Source organism: Methylophilus sp. (assembly GCF_008015755.1).
Lineage (GTDB): Bacteria > Pseudomonadota > Gammaproteobacteria > Burkholderiales > Methylophilaceae > Methylophilus.
In genome coordinates this window covers 1-18,563 of record NZ_SSGF01000025.1, presented here as the reverse complement: position 1 = coordinate 18,563, position 18,563 = coordinate 1, and the positions used below count along the sequence as shown (strand labels likewise).

The following is an 18,563-nucleotide window of genomic DNA, read 5'->3' as shown; positions in this document are numbered from 1 at the left end:
ACGTCCACGTGCAAGCAGTTCACGCTGCTTGCTACCCTATGGTTATTGGCGATGAGCCCAAGCCAGGCGCAAGACAGCACCTGGTTTGAGGTCAAGCCAGGCAGCACCTACCAAACCCGCTTTTCGCTCGCCAACGATACGCCCCCAGAAGACACCTCAGCATTACGTGAACTGCTGCAAAGGCACCTGAGCATCCACGAAGCCATGCAAAACCCGCGCATGAACGATAGTGAATGGCGCAGACTCATACAAAAAACACCGCAAGAAATTGCCGACCTGCTGGCGACCGAAGGCTATTTCAAAACAAAAACGCGCAGCGTCCAGCCAGCGGCCAATGTCGCTGAGTTTCAGATCACACTGCCGCCGCAAGCCAAAGTCAGTCAGGTCAATGTCGCTATTACGGGCGAAATTCAACAGCCCAGCCACCTGACAACCTTAGAAGCTGCGCAAAAAAGCTGGCCGCTGCCAGTGAACAGCACGTTTACCCAACAAGCCTGGACTACCGCCAAACGCGAACTACTCGCTACTTTGCTGCGTGCAGAGTTTCCCAATGCCAAGATCACCACTTCACAGGCCATGGTGAATCCGCAAACCCAAGAGGTGTTGATTACCCTCGCCATGGATTCCGGGCCCGCGGTGCGCATAGGCGAAGTCCGCATCCATGGGCTACAGCACTATCAAGAGTCGCTGATCCGCCCTCTCAATACCCTGAAAGCGGGCGCGCCCTACCGTCAGGCAGATTTACTCACCTTGCAAAACAGCTTTATGGCCACCGGCAAATTCCGCTCGGTGGATGTCGTCGCCAAGACCGAGACGCTCAATGCCGATCACAGTGCTGACATAGACGTCACTGTGCACGAAATGGAGCAAAATACCGTGCGTGTCGGCGTCGGCGCCAGCACTAACACCGGCGCCCGCGTCGTGTTTAACTACACCGACCGCAACCTGTTTGACCGTGGCCTGTTATGGGACAGCAGCTTGCGGCTAGAACAGAAGCTGCAAGCCGTCACCTCTAACATCACCTTTCTCATGGACGAGAGAGGCTACCGCGACAGCATACAAAACAGCGTCACCCGCACAGACCTTGAGGGCCAGATTACTACTGCGGTACAAAATGGGGTACGCCGCTATTGGGGCCAGCCCGGCATTTTCGAGCAATATGTCGGTGCTAATTTACTGTATGAATTTTTAACTGTGGATGGTGAATCATCACAATTTAACAAAGCCGCCACGCTGGCCTATGGCCTCAATATGCGCAAACTGGATCACCCGCTGGCGCCGACTAAAGGCTGGATTTTAAACACCCAGTTTCAATTGGCGCCACTGGACAAGCTGTCAGACGGCCGCTTTCTGCAATCGCAAGCCAGGTTGCAGGGCTTTTATCCAATCACACAATCCACGCAATGGCTGGGCCGGATTGAGGTTGGCACGGTGACTGGCGCACGCAGTGTGCCTGCGACCTATTTATTCCGGGCCGGTGGCGACCAATCGGTGCGCGGTTACGCCTTTCAGTCCCTAGGCGTACAAGAGGCAGACGCCATTGTCGGTGGCCGCGTCTTACTCACTGGCAGCAGCGAAATCGTGCAATGGCTGACCTCCTCGTGGGGCGCCGCTATGTTTGTCGATTTTGGTCATGCGGCCAATAGCTGGAAAGACTATGACCCGGCCTTTGGCTACGGCTTGGGTGTACGCTGGCGCAGCCCGATTGGCCCGGTCGGCGTCGATGTTGCCTATGGCGAACAAACCAAAGAATACCGTTTGCACTTTAACCTGGGCGTGAATTTCTGATGTCACTCTTACACACATTCAAGCGTTTGCTCAAGCTCACACTCATTGGTCTGCTATGTTTATCGCTCATCATCACGCCACAAATGGTATGGGCGGCCAATGTGCTGATGATGACCAGCTTGAAAGAGTTTGAAACCGACCTGGGTAACGCAACACTTAAAGTAGAAGGCATAGATTCCAATATGCGCCTGGCGGTCACGCCCAAAGGCGAGCTCACCGTCTCGCAGTTTCGTGCCAAACAAATCACCTTGCGTTTTAAACCCACGACCGAGGTCACGCCAACGCCTCCAGCGGCAAAAACACCGCTACCAGCGCATATCAACATTCCGCTGCCGTTTCACTTGCTCTCCGGCCAGATTGACCGACTCACCATTATCCAAGGCACTAGCACCACAGAGATTACACAGATTCAGTTCGACCTCGATGCCGATAACCAGGCCTTGCAATTCCGCATCGCGCAAGCGCTGAGCCCATGGGGTAAAGTCAGCACACAGTTTCAGATGCAAAATGCTGCCCCCTTTGCGCTGAATGGCTGGCTAGACGTACAACAAGCGCATACAGAGTTACCTTATCACCTGCGCACTGAACTGCGTGGCGATTTAACCCGGCTGGAGATCGCCGCCAACCATCACTATCAACCGCAAGCCAGGCCATTTGCCATCGTTCCTGCGCAAACTGAGGCCGAGGATATGCTGCAAATCAACGCCAGCATTGGTCTCGATGACACACGCCAGAGCCACTTGCTGGTGCATCTGCGCCAATTACAAGCCAAGCATATCCATCCGCAACTGGCAGGTCACATGGATTTAAAAATCGTCGCCGATGGCAGCCTGACCGAGCAAGGCCAATTATTAGCCACCATTGATGCAGGCGATAGCCGCTTGCAGGGCCAGCCACTGATTGTGCGCGGCAACGCCACCCTGCAAGGCGCACAACTGACCCAAATGGAGCTACTGGCACAACTGGATAAAAACAAACTGACCATACAAGCAGGTAAAAACCCGTCTACTGCGGAGATCACCACGTTGTCATGGCAAGCCGAGCTCGCCAACCTGGCGCAACTAATGCCAGGCTTTGCGGGCCAAGTAAAAGGCACTGGCACGGTGCAACAGTCGACCAGTGGCTTTGCAACCACCTATCAACTCTCGGGCCAGCAATTGCAGTTACCGCAAGGCTTAACGTTAGCAGGCTTTGAGGCAGAGGGTCAGGCCACTAACCAGTCACAGGGCTCTCTCAAAAACCAGGTCAAGTTGCGCGGTTTGTCACAGCAGAATGCGCGTGGCATCGATAGCCCGCCGATTGATGCCGAATTCAACCTGACAGGCACGCTGGCAAAACACCACTTAGCGTTAACAATCAATGATAGTGACCCCTTGTTGCAACGCAACCTGCTATTGGCGCTCGATGGCAGTTGGCAGGCAGATACCTGGCAGGCACAGCTCACGCAATTGCAAGATGCTAAGGGCAAGTTCTTTCAACTGGCACAACCGGCAAACCTGCAATGGCAAAACGAACAAGGCTTTCAGCTGCAAAACCTGGTCGTCAATGCCCTCTCAGGCCAGTTGCAACTCGATCAGTTGCGCTACCGCCCGGCACGAACCGCCAACGCGATCACACAACAACCTGCCGAAAAAGTACAGTTCAGCACGCAAGGGGCACTCAAGGCATTTCCGTTGCAAGCGCTGATGACATGGCTGGTGCCCGAGCATTCAGAAGCCCTGCCCGCTGACCATTTGCGTGTTTCGGCACAATGGAAGCTAGCCTTAGATGAACAGCTGAACGGCACACTGCACCTTGAGCGCGCCTCCGGCGACTGGCAAACCTATGACACCAGCGAGGCGCGCTGGCAGGGCCTGGGCATCAATACACTCTTCGCAGAGATGCAGGCGCAGAATAATCGCATCAGTGTGCAAAGCAGCATACGTGCAGACAGCACGATAGACCTGCAATTCAGTGGTAATACCGTCGTCACACCGACAGCAAATGGCATCGTCATTCAACGCTCTGCTCCCATCTCAGCACAACTCAAAGCCAACATTGCGCAACTCGGCTGGCTAGCCAAACTCATGCCAGACATGCAGCCAGCGGGCCAACTCAGCATAGACGCGCAGGCCAGCGGCATCATCGCTCAGCCACAATTACAAGGCAGCCTGCAAGGCCAATCACTCGCCTTACAAGTCCCCTCGCAAGGCTTGTGGCTGGAACAAGGCAATCTGCATGCCACCTTGGCAGGCGACCAAGTGAATATTGACCAACTACACTTTGCGGGAAAAACGGGCGAACTCAATGGCAACGGCCAACTGGTCTTTAAAGCAGATCGCTGGCAGCTGGATGCCGCCATGCAACTCACCAAACTGCAGGCCTTATCCAGAGTAGATCGTTGGGTACAACTGAGCGGCAATACCAACATCAGTATGACCAGCGAGCAAACTACGCTGAGCGGCAAACTCAAGATACATAAAGGCCTGTTTGAGCTGCCGAAAGCAGATAAGCCCAAACTGGACGATGATGTCGTGATTGAATCCCCACAAGCCACCCAGGCTGAACCGACATCAAAACTGGTGTTTAACAACTTTGCGCTCGACTTTGGCGACAAGCCGCTGATATTACCATTCAAGGAATCCGAACAATTCATGTTGCGAGGCCAAGGCTTAAACGGCGCACTGAGTGGCAATATGCAGCTCAATGGCGGGCTGGACGAGCTGACCGCCGCAGGCACACTGGAAATCACCGGCACGTATATCGCCTACGGCCAATCTCTCAATATCGAGACCGGTCGCCTGATATTCAGCGGCAAACTGCCTAATATTGGCCTCGATGTGTTAGCCACCAGACAAGTGGAAAGCACCAAGGTGGGCATCCAAATCAATGGCAGCCTGCAAACCCCGCAATTAAAACTGGTCGCCACGCCTGACACCAGCAATGAAAACAAAGTCTCGCTGTTGGTGCTGGGGCAACCCATGTCGCAAGTCGGCAGCAGTGATATGGCTTTATTATCAGTCGCCGCTGGCGCGCTGTTATCGCAAGGCGACTCTGTCTCTTTGCAAACCAAAATTGCACAAGCCGTCGGCCTCGACAGCATCGATGTCCGCGGCAGCGGGCCCACCAATTATGCCGTCAGCGTCGGCAAACGCATCAACCGCAACCTGGTGGTTGGCTATGAAAAAAGCATTGTCGGCCTGTTAAATGTTGGTAAACTCACCTACCAACTGACCAAACGCATTTCCATCGAAACCCGCACCGGCTCAGACAACGCGCTGGACGTGTTTTATGGATTTAGCTTTGACTAATTGAGCCTTTAAACAGATGAGCACCGACAACACCAACCCAAGACTAGCTGTGCTGATTGATGCAGATAACACGTTTAACGTGATTCCCATCATTGACGCACTGTTTGAAGAAATTTCCAAGTTTGGCGATGCCAGCATACGCCGCATTTATGGTGACTGGACACAGCATCAACTCAGCCGCTGGAAAGAGGTGCTGCCCAAACACGCCATACAACCCATGCAGCAATATGCCAATACCAAAGGCAAAAATGCGACCGACAGTGCCCTCATTATTGATGCGATGGATTTACTTTACACTGCACCCCTCGATGGCGTCTGCATTGTCTCCAGTGACAGTGATTTCACCAGACTGGCCATCCGTTTCCGCGAGTCAGGCAAACGGGTATATGGTTTTGGCGAAGCCAAAACGCCTGAATCACTGCGCGCAGCCTGCAACCAGTTCGTCTTTATTGAGATTCTGTCACAAGACAAAAAAACTGACGCAGAAGACGCCACGGCACTAATCAGTCATGATAAAGCGATGTCGGATAAGCAAGATAGTTTGGCTAAAAATGCAACCGCGGCACCCGAGCTGGTGGCACTGAGTCCCGTGGTTAAAAAGACCTCTCAACAACTGGCAATGGACGCTAAACTGGTCTCACTGATACGCTCGGCGATTGAAGCGCTGTCTGAAGATGATAGCTTTGCTAACTTGAGTGAAGTTAAAAAACATATCATTAAAAACTATTCAGCATTTGACTCTAGAAACTATGGCTATGCCAAATTTAGCGAGCTCATTCAAACCATCGGTTTGTTTGAACTAGACACAAAAAAACAACACGTCAAAGATAAACGCAAAAAACAATGACAGACATCCTGATCCTTTATTATTCCCAAGGCGGCGCCGTCAAAGAGATGGCGCAACTGATTGCGCGCGGCGTGGAAAGCGTCGCTGGCGTGACTGCGCGCGTGCGCACGGTGCCTAAAGTGTCTGCCAACTGTGAGGCCACGGAGGCAGATATTCCTGCCTCTGGTGCGCCTTACGCGACCTTGCAGGACCTGGAACAGTGCGCGGGGCTGGCTTTGGGTAGCCCGACGCGCTTTGGTAATATGGCGGCACCCATGAAATACTTTTTGGATGGCACAGCGGGTTTGTGGCTGAACGGCGCGCTCATCGGCAAGCCTGCTGCCGTGTTCACCTCGAGTGGCTCGCTGCACGGTGGCAATGAAATGACTTTGATGACGATGATGATTCCACTCATGCATCATGGCATGCTGATGCTGGGCCTGCCCTATTCTGAACCACAACTGGGCAGCACCAAAACCGGTGGCACGCCTTATGGTGCCAGTCATATCGGTGGCGCGATGGATGACCAGCCAATTTCAGAAGATGAGAAAAAATTGTGCATGGCGCTAGGGAAACGCCTGGCTGAAACTGCACTCAAATTGCAATAACCGTTTTTCAGGAAAAGTAATCTATGTCTGCTGCTCTAGCCCATGAAGCCCGTCAGTTTTTATTTTCAACCCGACATGCGATCTTATCGACGCACTCGATGAAGTATCCCGGCTACCCGTTTGGCTCGGTGGCGCCGTTTGTGTGTAACCAGCAGGCGGAGCCCGTGATTTTGATCAGTACCATTGCCGAACATACCAAGAATATTCTGGAAAATCCGAAAGTGTCTTTATTGGTATTCTCTGGGGCCGATGATTTGCAAGCCAATGCACGCCTGACGCTGATTGGCGAAGCCATACATTGCGACAAACAGGACGAAGATTTGCGTGCGCGTTATTTACGTTATCTGCCACAGGCAGCCAGCTACTTTGATATGCATGACTTTCATTTTTATCGCATCAAGATTGAGCAAGTACGCTACATTGCAGGCTTTGGCCGCATGGGCTGGTTTGAAGGCGATGCGCTCAATAACGACCTGGCTGACAGCATGCTGGCGGCTCAGGAAGGCGGCATTGTCGCCCACATGAACGAAGACCATAAAGACAGCCTGCTGCAATATTGCCAGCATGTGCATGGCGTGACCGCTGATCATGCAGAAATGATCGGCCTGGATGCAGAAGGTTTTGATGTGCAATATCACCAAGGCGAAGAAACGCAAGGCTTGTTGCGCTTTCAGTTTGAACAGCCAGTCTTGAATGCCATGGATGCCCGCAAGGCCTTGGTCGCGTTATCGCAAGCGTGTAAATCATGATTCCACGCATTTTATCCATGAGTCGCCGTGCGGCCAGCCTCAGCCTGATTGGTCTCATTGTATTGTGCCTGGGTTGGGAGATCTTCTGGGCACCGCTACGGGCGGGTGGCAGCTTGTTGTTTCTCAAAACGCTGCCGTTATTGCTGCCCGTATTTGGTATTTTGCGTGGTAAACGCTATACCTATCAGTGGTCAGGTATGCTGATTTTATTCTACTTCACCGAAGGCTCGGTCCGGGCATGGTCAGAAACAGGCGTGGCGCGCTGGTTAGCCGTGACAGAAGTCATCCTTAGCCTGGTGTTTTTTGCCAGCGTAATTGCCTATTCTAAATACACCGGCCGCAGTTACCAGCCTGCTTAAGATCACTTGAACAGCGTCCATGCAGGTGCCATTTTCGCTATAAATTCTTTCGCGCACGGACGCTGACAAGCCCGGTAAACCTTATATAATATCGGGCATGAGAATTCTGTTATCCAATGACGATGGCTATCTGGCTCCCGGCCTGAACACACTTGCCAGCCACCTAAGCAACATCGCTGATATTACGGTAGTGGCGCCCGAGCGTAACCGCAGTGGTGCCAGTAACTCACTGACGCTAGACCGCCCCTTGAGTGTCAAACAAGCCGCCAATGGTTTTTATTATGTCAACGGCACCCCGACTGACTGCGTACACATTGCCCTCACCGGCCTGATGCAAGATATGCCAGACATGGTAATTAGTGGCATTAATGATGGCGCCAATATGGGTGATGACACCATTTACTCAGGCACGGTCGCGGCCGCCACTGAGGGCTATTTGCTGGGGATTCCTTCATTTGCGGTCTCGATGTCGCAGCACCAGCCCGCCCACTTTGAAACGGCAGCAAAAATCGTGGTCGACCTGGTCAAGCAATACAACCACAGCGAATTTACCGAGCCTACCCTGCTCAATATCAATGTGCCCGATCTGCCATTGCAAGAGATTAAGGGCCGCCAGATCACACGTCTGGGCAAGCGCCACAAGGCTGAGTCGGTGATTAAACTGCAAACGCCACGTGGCGAAACAGTTTACTGGGTGGGCGCTGCAGGGCAGCCCAACGATGGCGGCGATGGTACTGACTTTTACGCCGTCGCACAAGGCTATGTTTCTATCTCCCCTATCCAGGTAGACCTGACCAAACATTCGCAAATCGCGGCCATGCAACAATGGCTGCAAGCTCAGAATTAAGTTTTATGGCGATCCCAAGAACCTCCAGCAAAACCGGCATAGGCATGACATCATCGCGCACGCGTGAGCGCATGCTAACGCGCCTGCGCGAACAGGGCATCACCGATGAAGTGGTGATTGCCGCCATGGCCGATATTCCGCGCCATATTTTTGTCGATGAAGCGTTATCTATTCGTGCTTATGAAGATGTTTCACTGCCAATTGGCTATGGCCAGACCATTTCACAGCCTTATATTGTGGCTAAAATGACGCAAATTTTGCGTAATGGCAAACCGCTCAATAAAGTGCTGGAGATAGGCACCGGTTGCGGCTACCAGACAGCAGTATTGTCACGCGTGAGCACCGAGGTTTACTCACTGGAGCGCATCCGTCCGCTGGTGATGAAAGCTAGAAATCATCTGCGCACCTTAAAATGCACCAATGTCAAACTAGATCACGCCGATGGCAGCCTGGGTTTGAAAAATTATGGGCCGTTTGATGCCATCATGGTCACCGCTGCCGCCAGCCATGTGCCGCAAGAGCTGGTTGAACAACTGGCAGTAGGCGGCCGCATGGTGATCCCGGTTGGAACCACAGAACAAGTCTTGCATCTGATCGAGCGTAGCGCACAAGGCGTACAACAAACGGCACTGGAGCCGGTCAAATTTGTTCCATTGTTGGGAGGCACGGCTTTATCATGAGATTACGCACTTTGCTCACGGCATGGGGCGCCAGTTGCACCCTTGCCGCCTGCGCCTTGAACTCACCCATGCCACCTGCCCCGGTCAGCAGCAGCCCAGCTACCAGCGATAGCAAAGCCACAGCCGCCCCCGCGATGCTGGGTGCGAATCAATATCTGGTGCAAAAAGGTGACACGCTCTACAGCATAGGCCGTAAGTTTGGCATCCCGTTTATGAAACTGGCCGAGGTTAACCAGTTGCAGGCGCCGTATGAGATTCATGTCGGGCAGGTACTTAACCTAAACGCCAAAGCAACGAGCAGCACGGCGAATAGCAAAGCCAATGACAGCGCCAATGCGCCAGATGATGCAGAAGTCGTGACTTCAGCGATTGTTCGGCCTGACATTAACAGCCCTGCTGAACCCGCGACGACTGCGGCAGCAGCCAGCGCGCAGGCCACCTCTGACACAGGCAAAACGACAGCCGCAACAGACCTTGAGGCCATTACCGATGCGGATATTCAATGGCAGTGGCCATTAGCGGGTAAGGTCAGCACTGGCTTTGATGCGCAAACCAATAAAGGGCTCAACATCACCGGCAATGCGAGCCAGGTGATTAATGCCGCAGGCGCTGGTAAAGTGATTTACAGCGGCATGGATGTGCGTGGTTATGGCAAACTGATTATCATCAAACACAATAGTAACCTGCTGTCAGTGTATGCCCATCAAGGTAATTCTTTGGTAAAAGAAGGTGCGTTTGTCGCCTCTGGCGAAAAACTGGCTAACTTACCTGCCCAGGCCAATAACAAAGCGCCTGTATTGCATTTTGAAATTCGCCAAAAAGGCAAACCAGTAGACCCGGCCAGTTATTTACCGAATAATGCAGCTACAATAAGCAGTCACAATTAAAGTCGGTGCAGCCCTGCCAGACTTGAGAGCAGTTCATCGCGCGAACGCGCCTGTTGCTTGAAGGGAGTCCGCAAGTGGATCCAAACCGTTACAGCAAAAATCGCACGATTCGCCCAGATGGCCCGCGGCAAATCGTGCAGGCATTACTGACACTGGGCCTCATGGTGTGCGGCTTTATCGGCATGGCGGTGCATGTGTTTGGCAGCAACGAGGGGCCGATGGACTGGGTACAGTGGATCATGGCCTCCACGCTCAACATGGTCCTCACCGCCGCCGGTCTACTTGCCATGTTTGCTTTTCACCGCTACATCACCCATATCAGCTCGCAACAACGGCGTTCAGCCAGCAATTTTCCGGTCTATGCCATGATGCTGTTAGGCGCTTATTTCATCTACAGGCTAGTGACGACTGGCCACTGGTAAACATACACCGCCTATCGCCAAGACAAGACGACAGGCGACGGTCAATCACATCAGGCCGTTTTAGCCACCCCCGCAGGCTGTATACCACAGCGATTCATGCCGCTGAAAATCGCTTTAATAGACGCGGTGACAATATTGGTATCCATCCCCACCCCATAACAGACTTTGCCCTGGCAGACGACCTCGACAAAAGCACAGGCGGTGGCTTCGGCGGCTGAAGCACTGGCGCCCAGCGAACGCTCCTCAAAACTGCGCACCTGCACCTCTATGCCCATATTTTGCAGCGCATGAATCGCCGCATCTATCGGACCATTGCCCTGCCCGCTGGCAATCGTTGGCACGCCATCCATCGCCACACGCATCCGAATCGCCTGGCCCTGGGCATGCGTCTCAAGCTGGTAGTCCTGAAAGTGCATAGGCTCGACCGCAGACACATAATGCGTATTAAACAGTTGCCACAGCTCCGCCGGGCCAACTTCGCTGCCATGCTGGTCAGTATATTGCTGCACCACGCCCGAAAACTCTACCTGCATGCGTCTAGGCATCACAACGCCATAATGACTTTCCATCAGGTAAGCCACGCCGCCCTTGCCGGACTGGCTATTCACCCGAATAATTGAGTCATAATTGCGGCCCAGGTCTTTAGGGTCAATCGGCAGATAAGGCACGTTCCAGCGTGCATCTGCCTGCTGGGCAGCCAGACCTTTTTTAATCGCATCCTGATGCGAGCCAGAAAATGCAGTAAACACCAGGTCACCCGCATAAGGGTGACGCGGATGAATCTCAATCTGCGTGCACTCCTCTACCGTGCGGCCTATCGCATCAATGTCCGAAAAATCCAGGCCCGGGTGGACGCCTTGCGTGTACATATTAAGCGCCACGGTGACCAGGTCCACGTTACCAGTGCGCTCGCCATGCCCAAACAGACACCCTTCTACACGATCCGCACCGGCCATGATGCCAAGCTCGGTCGCCGCCACCGCCGTACCGCGGTCATTATGTGGATGCAGACTCAGAATCACGCTGTCGCGACGCGCCAGATTGCGGTGCATCCATTCAATCTGGTCCGCATACACGTTCGGGCTCGCCACTTCTACCGTCGCTGGGCAATTAATAATCACCTTGCGTGTTGGCGTCGCCTCCCAGGCCTCGGTGACCGCATCACAGACCTCTTTAGAAAATGCAAGCTCCGTGGCGGTAAACGTCTCCGGGCTATATTGCATGATGATCTCAGTTTCAGGCATATCAGCCGCCAGAGCCTTCACCAGCTTGACCGAATCTACGGCCATCGCCTTCACCTCGGCCTGGCTCATATTGAATACCACCTCTCTAAAGGTAGGCGAAATCGCATTATAAATATGCACAATCACACGGCGCGCACCGCGCACTGATTCCATGGTGCGACGTATCAGGTGCTCTCGCGCCTGCGTCAGCACCTCTATGGTCACATCATCAGGAATACGTTTTTCCTCAATCAGACGACGCACAAAATTAAAATCGGTTTGTGACGCCGAAGGAAAGGCCACTTCAATCTCTTTAAACCCCATCTGGCACAGCATATGAAACATACGCAGCTTCTTTTCCGCATCCATAGGCTCAAACAGCGACTGATTGCCATCACGCAAGTCGGTACTCATCCAGATCGGTGGCTGGCTAATCACCGCATTCGGCCACTGGCGGTCTTTGAGATTCACAGGTGGAAAAGCCTGATATTTTTGTGCGGATTGTGTCTGCATGCTGTGCTCCATCGGTTTTGTTTTTGACAGAATACATGATAGAGGTTTGGCGAAAAATTAAATTGCTAATTTATCTAAAAAAATCCAATTTAAAAAATATTATTTCAACTTATTAAATATTTTTGTAATATTATTTCAATATAAAATTAAAGTTGAAATTTAAATGAAATTAGACCGGTTCGACAAAGCCATACTGAGCATACTGCAAACTGACGGACACATCAGCAACCAGGAGCTCGCAGACCGTATTGGCCTCTCCCCTGCGCCATGCCTGAGAAGAGTCAAAGCCTTAGAACAAGCAGGCCTGATACTTGGCTATCAGGCACTGGTTGATGCGAAAAAGCTAGGACTTAGCCTGATGGCGTTGATTGGTATCTCCATGGATCAACACACACCAGAACGCTTTGCGAATTTTGAAAGCAGCATCACACAGATTCCAGAAGTGCTGGAATGTCTGCTAATTACTGGCCAGCAATCAGACTACTTGCTTAAAGTCGTGGTGAAAGATATGGATGACTACCAGCATTTATTACTGCATAAAATCACCAAAATTGCAGGCGTCACCGGCGTGCATACCAGTTTTGTACTGAGGAATGTGGTGGCACGGGCGAAAGTACCCGTGGATTAAGACATGAGTATGAGAGATGCTCATTAAAGTGATTTTTTGCTTTTTGACCTCCTCGGCGTCATTCCTTAAGTTCAATGCAGTCCAATTTACTTTTAATAATGGGCGGCTCTTTGTTAGATGTTTCTTTTCGCGTTCTTGGCAAGTTACTTTTTTTGCTTGCCCCAAAAAAGTAACCAAAAAGAGGGCACCCAGCCATCACGGCCTACGGCTCCCTTGCGTTGCTCAGCAAAGTGGGCATCCATCGAAACTCGCCCTAGCGGCTTACACACTACGCAAGCCACCGCGGAACTCGAACAGCCGATGGCCGAATGCCCCCCACTTCGTCTTCGCTACTCAGCGTGATGGGATGGGATTTATCTTACTTAAGTAGCCGCACCACAGTTTGGACGGTTTAAAAACAAGATTCATTTGTTTAAATCCATCGAGTGATGGCAGTCGCATGGTCTTCGGGGTCCCCATCTGCCGCGCCGAGTAGCGCAGGCAAAATAAGAAGGAAGGGAGCGACTGTTCGAATCCCGCGGTGGCCTGCGTTTTGTGCAGGTCGCTAGGATGAGTTTCGTGACCGCTTATTTTGACGAGCAACGCAGGAAATAAGCGGAAGCTGGGGTGCATTTCTTTTGGTTACTTATTCTTTGGGCAAGCAAAGAAAAGTAACTCGCTGAAAAAGCGAAAAGCATCCTAACAAACAACCACAAACGCGTGGGCATAAATGCCCACCCTACGACTGCAACGACCAGGTCCCACCGAAAAGGCGAAAATAAAACATTCAATCAAAGAGTAACCTTTTACTGCAATCTCACCTTTCCCAGCCTCCAGCCGACAGCGGCATGCCAAATAACGCAACAATACCAAAATCATCGATTAAAATTCGCATTGCATAAAAGCAAAAAGCCATGCAATGCATGGCTTTTTAGTCAACAATCAGCAGCGATTATTGCTTGGCATCTTCCGCCTTGTAATATTCCCGCACCGGCGTCATATCAAACTCACGTGCCCACTTGATAATCTCATCCAGTGCTGGCGCACCAATTTCGCCGACTTGCGCATGAATCCCTGCACGCTCACGAATCACCAGTAAGCCTGGAATTTGTTTCACTTCAAAATACTCAGAAATCTCCGGGTCTGTTTCAGTATTCACCATGCCAAACAGAATATCCGGGTTCTTTGCTGCAGCAGCCTCAAAAGTCGGCGTAAACGCTACGCAAGGGTCACACCAGGGTGCCCAAAAATCCACCACCACAAAAGCATGGCTTTCGATGGTTTCTTTAAAATTATCTTTGGTCAGTGTTACAACCGCCATACTATCTCCAGTCCAAAAAATTGTTTTTATAAGTAATATTTTAACAGACGAAACTGGCTGCCAGAGAAATTTTCATGCACTGTGATGCAAATCCCTCAAAACAAAAAAGCCGGCAATGCCGACTTTTTTGTTTTTAAATGCTTGTACATTAAGCAGTGATTTTTTTTCTACGTACCCACACAATGGTACCCAAGCCTGCCATCAGCAAACCATAGCTTTCTGGCTCTGGCACAGGTGTGATTCTAAATGCATAGTTCACACTGGAGACATCATTGTCTCTGATAAATGCAGAAGCAGCGGCATTGATGTTATCAGGAATGAATGAACCCACTGGACCATAATAAGCACCGTTATACTTGCTGTTATAGTCTTGAGCGAATAAAACACCCGTGTTATTAGACTCATAACCTAGCACATCATACCAAGCCTTGAAATCGATATTGAGTGGATTGTTATCGATAGAACTAATCACATAATCAGAGGCAGAACCACCAAACAATAACGCAGCGGCTTCTTGAGCAGTGTAAGCTAGCGGGCCATTAGTATCGTCATAAGCACTGTCACTCCATAAAGGTGCGGCACTGTTATAAACAGACCAACTGCCAACAAAAGTGTAGTTAGCTGCATTTACTGCAGACATCCCCACCATCAAGGCAAGGCCAACAACCGTTTTAGCAAAGCGTGATATCAACATATTCTCTCCTCAAAGCGTTTGCCTGTAATCACAGACAACTTTCTTATGCATGCTATTAATCAATAAGTTTATCCTAAGCCATCGTGTCGAATAACTCAACAACAATCTTCTCGATCAAGGGCTTATCTACCCAAACGGGCCAATGCCGTATAGGCAAACGTGACGAAACTATTGACCTTGCCATACACCATTAAAAAACAACTCCTCGAGTGGTTTGCGGCTGCGCGCAGCGAGTTCGCGCTCTTTGACTTCCCCGGCCAAGCTCTCCACGGCTGCCTGATAGCCGATTGTGACCATGGCTAGAATCTGGTAACGCTCAGGCACGTTAAAGGTGGTGCGTGCTTTATCAGCATCAAATCCACCCATCTGGTGCGCCATTAAACCCAGCGCCGTCGCTTGCAAACAGAGGTTCTCCGTCGCGGCACCGGTATCGTAGGCGGCCCATTTATTTGGTTTATCATTGTGACTAAATAAGGTATCCGCGCAAATCAAAAGCAGCACTGGCGCATCCACCGCCCAACTCTGGTTGCCAGGCACCAGACAATCAAAAGCCGCTTGCCAGGCTTGCAGATTATCGGCCTTGTTGCATACGACATAACGCCATGGTTGATCACCAAAGCATGAAGGTGCCCAACGCGCGGCTTCAAGCAGGCTGACAACTTGCTCTTTGCTCACAGACTGAGCAGCGTCATAGGCGCGGCCGCTCCAGCGGTTAGCCAGTAAATCGTGTATGGCTTGTTGGGTGATGGCAGGTTTTTGCATGATCAAATCCTCACAGTTGTTTTTTCAAAAGATATAGTAGTTCTAATGCTTGCTTGGGGGTTAAATCATCGGGCTGAATACGCTCTAACTCTGCGACCAGCGGATGCACTGGCGGTTCCTCAGGCAGCTGGCTGCTGGCAAACAGATCATTCTGCGGTGTGGCGGCAATGGTCTGGTTTTCAAGCTGCTGTAACTTGCGCTTGGCCAGTTGTACCACAGACTTTGGAATACCTGCCAGTTGGGCCACCTGAATCCCGTAACTCATGGTGGCAGCACCCTCTTCTACCTTGTGCAAAAACACAATGCCCTGCCCATGTTCTACCGCATCCAGATGCACATTGGCGGCATGCTTGGCGTCATCGACAATCCGCGTCAGCTCAAAATAATGCGTGGCAAACAAAGTGAGTGACTTGTTTTTTTCCAGTAATTGTTTAGCCACCGCCCACGCCAGGCTCAGGCCGTCAAACGTACTGGTGCCGCGACCAATTTCATCGAGCAGCACCAGACTATTGGCACTGGCGTTGTTCAAAATATTGGCGGTTTCTGTCATCTCAACCATAAAGGTAGAACGGCCACCAGCCAGGTCATCAGAAGCACCGATGCGGGTAAAAATACGGTCAAACTCACCAATCACGGCAGTGTGTGCTGGCACAAAACTACCGCAATACGCCAACAATACAATCAGTGCGGTCTGTCGCATGAAGGTCGATTTACCGCCCATGTTGGGGCCGGTAATCAGCAACAACTGGCGATAGGGATTCAGCACCACATCATTCGCCACATAAGGCTGCGCAATACTCTCTACCACTGGATGACGACCAGATTGAATCTCAAGGCCAATATCGCGCCGAAATTCAGGTTGCACATAATGCAATGCCCGTGCCCGCTCGGCAAAACAGGCCAATACATCCAGCGTTGCCACCGCCGTGGCAATGCGTTGCAAGCTGGCGATATGCGGTAACAAAGCCTCCAGCACTTGCTCATAGAGCATTTTCTCACGCGCCAGTGCACGCTCATTAGCGCTGAGCACCTTGTCTTCAAAGGCTTTGAGTTCAGGCGTAATAAAGCGCTCAACGTTTTTCAGAGTCTGGCGGCGGCGATATTCTGGTGGGGCACTTTCAGCCTGCAGGCGACTGATTTCAATATAAAATCCGTGGACACTGTTGTATTCCACCTTGAGGTTGTTAATGCCAGTGCGCGCTTTTTCGGCAGCTTCAAATTGCAGCAAAAAATCACCGTGATTGGTCTGGATCGCACGCAGCTCATCCAGCTCGGCATCGTAACCATTGGCAATCACACCACCTTCACGCAATACCGCAGACGGCTCTGCTTGTAACGCTTGCATCAGTAACTGCAAGGCGGCAGAAGGCACTTGCAACTCCGCCAGCAAACTGCGTAATAAACCGGCATCCACCGCAGGTAGCGTCGCCACCATGGCGGGCAACTGCAACAAACTATCACGCAACCCAGACAAATCCCGCGGACGCGCCGTTTTAAGCGCCACGCGTGTGGTCATGCGCTCAATATCGCCAATCGGATGCAAGGCCTGCTGCAAGTCGCCTTCAAGAAACTGCTGCAACAACTCAGCCACCGCCAAATGACGCTGTTGAATCGTAGCCTGGTTACGCAAAGGATGATGTAACCAGTGACGCAGCAAACGCGCGCCCATGGCTGTTTGCGTTGAATTCAGCAATGAATATAAGGTCGGGCTCGGCTCGCCACGGATAGTAGTATCAATTTCCAGATTGCGCCGTGTTGCCGCATCCAGCTGCAAATAATGTGTACTCTGCTCTACCCGCAAGCCCACAATATGCGGCAGCGCTGTACGCTGCGTATGCTTCACATACTCAAGCAAGGCCCCCGCCGCCGTCACCGCTGCAGGCATCTCGCCGCAACCAAACCCGGCCAGATCATGCGTATTAAATTGCTGGGTCAAACTGCGCTGGGCAGTCTCCCAATCAAACTGCCAGGGCGCCAGCCGCTTTCTGGCACAACGGGCTTGGTCTAACACATCAGAGCGATGATCTTCAGCCAGCACCAACTCGGCCGGATGAATGCGCTCCAGTTCTTGCGACAAATGCCCTGGTGCAATTTCGCTCAACACAAACTCGCCCGAAGCCAGGTTGAGCCACGCCAACCCCAGCACGCCCTCGCCTTTGGCCACACACAGCAAAGTATTGTCGCGGGTTTCATCCAGCAGCGCCGCATCGGTCAAGGTGCCAGGCGTCAGAATACGTGTCACCTCACGCGCCACCGGGCCTTTAGACGTTGCCGGATCGCCGACTTGCTCACAAATCGCCACCGCTTCGCCCATTTTTGCCAGCTTGGCCAAATAGCCTTCAGCGGCATGGTAAGGCAACCCCGCCATCTTGATCGGCTCGCCATTGCTGGCGCCACGGCGGGTCAATGTAATGCCTAACAAACGCGATGCTTTTTCAGCATCCTCAAAAAACAGTTCGTAAAAATCACCCATGCGGTAAAACAGCAGCATATCGGGATACTGTGCTTTCAGCGTCAGGTATTGACGCATCATCGGGGTGTGGTTTTCGAAGGACATGCAGGGAAACTTTGATTTAGAGAAATTGGAATAAATAGCCAGTGCATCTTACAACAAAAGCGTGTTTTTTGCCGAGAGTGCTTTTAGAAAGACGATGGCGGAAGAAAGTGATTATTCAAATCTGTGTGTTGTATGTTGTCATTTCTTTCGCCTGTTGGCGAGTTACTTTCTGGTGCTTGTCCCCCAGAAAGTAACCAAAGAGGACGACACCCAGCCATCACGGCCTGACGGCTCCCTTTCGTTGCTCAACCTAGGACTTTCGTCCGTTAACGGACTTCATGTGGGCGTCCATCAAAACTCGCCCTGACAAGCCACACAAAACGTGGCTTGTTGCGGAACTCGAACTGCCGATGGCCGAAAGCCCCCACTTCGTCTCCGCTACTCAGCGTGATGAATGGGATTCTTCTCATTTAAGTAGCTGAACCACAGT

Annotated in this window: 16 protein-coding genes; 11 read left to right on the top strand and 5 right to left on the bottom strand. The window is 51.8% G+C overall.

Annotation, left to right across the window (positions count from 1 at the left end; genetic code table 11):
• Positions 1-51 precede the first annotated feature (51 nt).
• The 10 genes from E6Q52_RS10180 to E6Q52_RS10135 all read left to right on the top strand — a co-directional run bounded on the left by E6Q52_RS10180 (position 52) and on the right by E6Q52_RS10135 (position 10,456).
• Entirely contained in the window at positions 52-1,788 is a 1,737-nt protein-coding gene (locus E6Q52_RS10180) for an autotransporter assembly complex family protein (RefSeq protein WP_292821661.1), read from the top strand.
• A complete protein-coding gene (locus E6Q52_RS10175; protein WP_292821659.1) occupies positions 1,788-5,078 on the top strand; it encodes a translocation/assembly module TamB domain-containing protein in 3,291 nt (1,096 codons plus the stop codon). Before E6Q52_RS10180 ends, E6Q52_RS10175 begins: the two co-directional genes overlap by 1 nt.
• Positions 5,079-5,094: 16 nt before the next feature.
• Positions 5,095-5,925, top strand: a complete 831-nt coding sequence (locus E6Q52_RS10170; RefSeq protein WP_292821657.1) for an NYN domain-containing protein — start codon at positions 5,095-5,097, stop codon at positions 5,923-5,925.
• Positions 5,922-6,512 (top strand): NAD(P)H:quinone oxidoreductase, encoded by a 591-nt coding sequence (gene wrbA, locus E6Q52_RS10165; protein WP_292821655.1) that lies wholly within the window; start codon positions 5,922-5,924, stop codon positions 6,510-6,512. Before E6Q52_RS10170 ends, wrbA begins: the two co-directional genes overlap by 4 nt.
• 23 nt (positions 6,513-6,535) lie before the next feature.
• Positions 6,536-7,261 carry a DUF2470 domain-containing protein gene (locus tag E6Q52_RS10160; protein ID WP_292821653.1) on the top strand — a complete coding sequence of 242 codons (726 nt, stop codon included), beginning with the start codon at positions 6,536-6,538 and terminating at the stop codon, positions 7,259-7,261.
• A complete protein-coding gene (locus E6Q52_RS10155; RefSeq protein ID WP_292821651.1) occupies positions 7,258-7,620 on the top strand; it encodes a DUF2069 domain-containing protein in 363 nt (120 codons plus the stop codon). The genes E6Q52_RS10160 and E6Q52_RS10155 overlap by 4 nt, the downstream gene beginning before the upstream one ends.
• 97 nt (positions 7,621-7,717) lie before the next feature.
• Complete coding sequence (gene surE / locus E6Q52_RS10150; protein WP_292821649.1) at positions 7,718-8,467, top strand: 5'/3'-nucleotidase SurE; 750 nt, start codon at positions 7,718-7,720, stop codon at positions 8,465-8,467.
• Between the two features lie 5 nt (positions 8,468-8,472).
• Complete coding sequence (locus tag E6Q52_RS10145; RefSeq protein WP_292821647.1) at positions 8,473-9,147, top strand: protein-L-isoaspartate(D-aspartate) O-methyltransferase; 675 nt, start codon at positions 8,473-8,475, stop codon at positions 9,145-9,147.
• A complete protein-coding gene (locus E6Q52_RS10140; protein WP_292821645.1) occupies positions 9,144-10,034 on the top strand; it encodes a peptidoglycan DD-metalloendopeptidase family protein in 891 nt (296 codons plus the stop codon). Before E6Q52_RS10145 ends, E6Q52_RS10140 begins: the two co-directional genes overlap by 4 nt.
• Before the next feature lie 74 nt (positions 10,035-10,108).
• Positions 10,109-10,456, top strand: a complete 348-nt coding sequence (locus E6Q52_RS10135) for a hypothetical protein (RefSeq protein WP_292821643.1) — start codon at positions 10,109-10,111, stop codon at positions 10,454-10,456.
• Positions 10,457-10,506: 50 nt separating this feature from the next.
• Here the strand turns inward: E6Q52_RS10135 and leuA are convergent, their stop codons facing one another.
• Positions 10,507-12,192, bottom strand: a complete 1,686-nt coding sequence (gene leuA / locus E6Q52_RS10130) for a 2-isopropylmalate synthase (RefSeq protein ID WP_292821641.1) — start codon at positions 12,190-12,192, stop codon at positions 10,507-10,509.
• A gap of 163 nt (positions 12,193-12,355) precedes the next feature.
• Between leuA and E6Q52_RS10125 the strand changes: the two genes are divergently transcribed.
• A complete protein-coding gene (locus tag E6Q52_RS10125) occupies positions 12,356-12,820 on the top strand; it encodes an Lrp/AsnC family transcriptional regulator (protein WP_194742875.1) in 465 nt (154 codons plus the stop codon).
• Between the two features lie 931 nt (positions 12,821-13,751).
• On the opposite strand, the gene E6Q52_RS10120 is transcribed toward E6Q52_RS10125, so the two are convergent.
• From E6Q52_RS10120 to mutS, 4 genes are all read right to left on the bottom strand, one after another.
• The gene (locus E6Q52_RS10120) at positions 13,752-14,120 is read right to left on the bottom strand and encodes a co-chaperone YbbN (protein ID WP_292821637.1); all 369 of its coding nucleotides are present in this window, start codon (positions 14,118-14,120) and stop codon (positions 13,752-13,754) included.
• A 148-nt stretch (positions 14,121-14,268) separates the two neighbouring features.
• Positions 14,269-14,814, bottom strand: coding sequence for a PEP-CTERM sorting domain-containing protein (locus E6Q52_RS10115; RefSeq protein ID WP_292821635.1), 546 nt, complete (start codon positions 14,812-14,814; stop codon positions 14,269-14,271).
• 168 nt (positions 14,815-14,982) lie between these two features.
• Complete coding sequence (locus E6Q52_RS10110) at positions 14,983-15,576, bottom strand: nitroreductase family protein (RefSeq protein WP_292821633.1); 594 nt, start codon at positions 15,574-15,576, stop codon at positions 14,983-14,985.
• 10 nt (positions 15,577-15,586) lie between these two features.
• Complete coding sequence (gene mutS, locus E6Q52_RS10105) at positions 15,587-18,133, bottom strand: DNA mismatch repair protein MutS (RefSeq protein WP_292821631.1); 2,547 nt, start codon at positions 18,131-18,133, stop codon at positions 15,587-15,589.
• Positions 18,134-18,563: the final 430 nt, after the last annotated feature.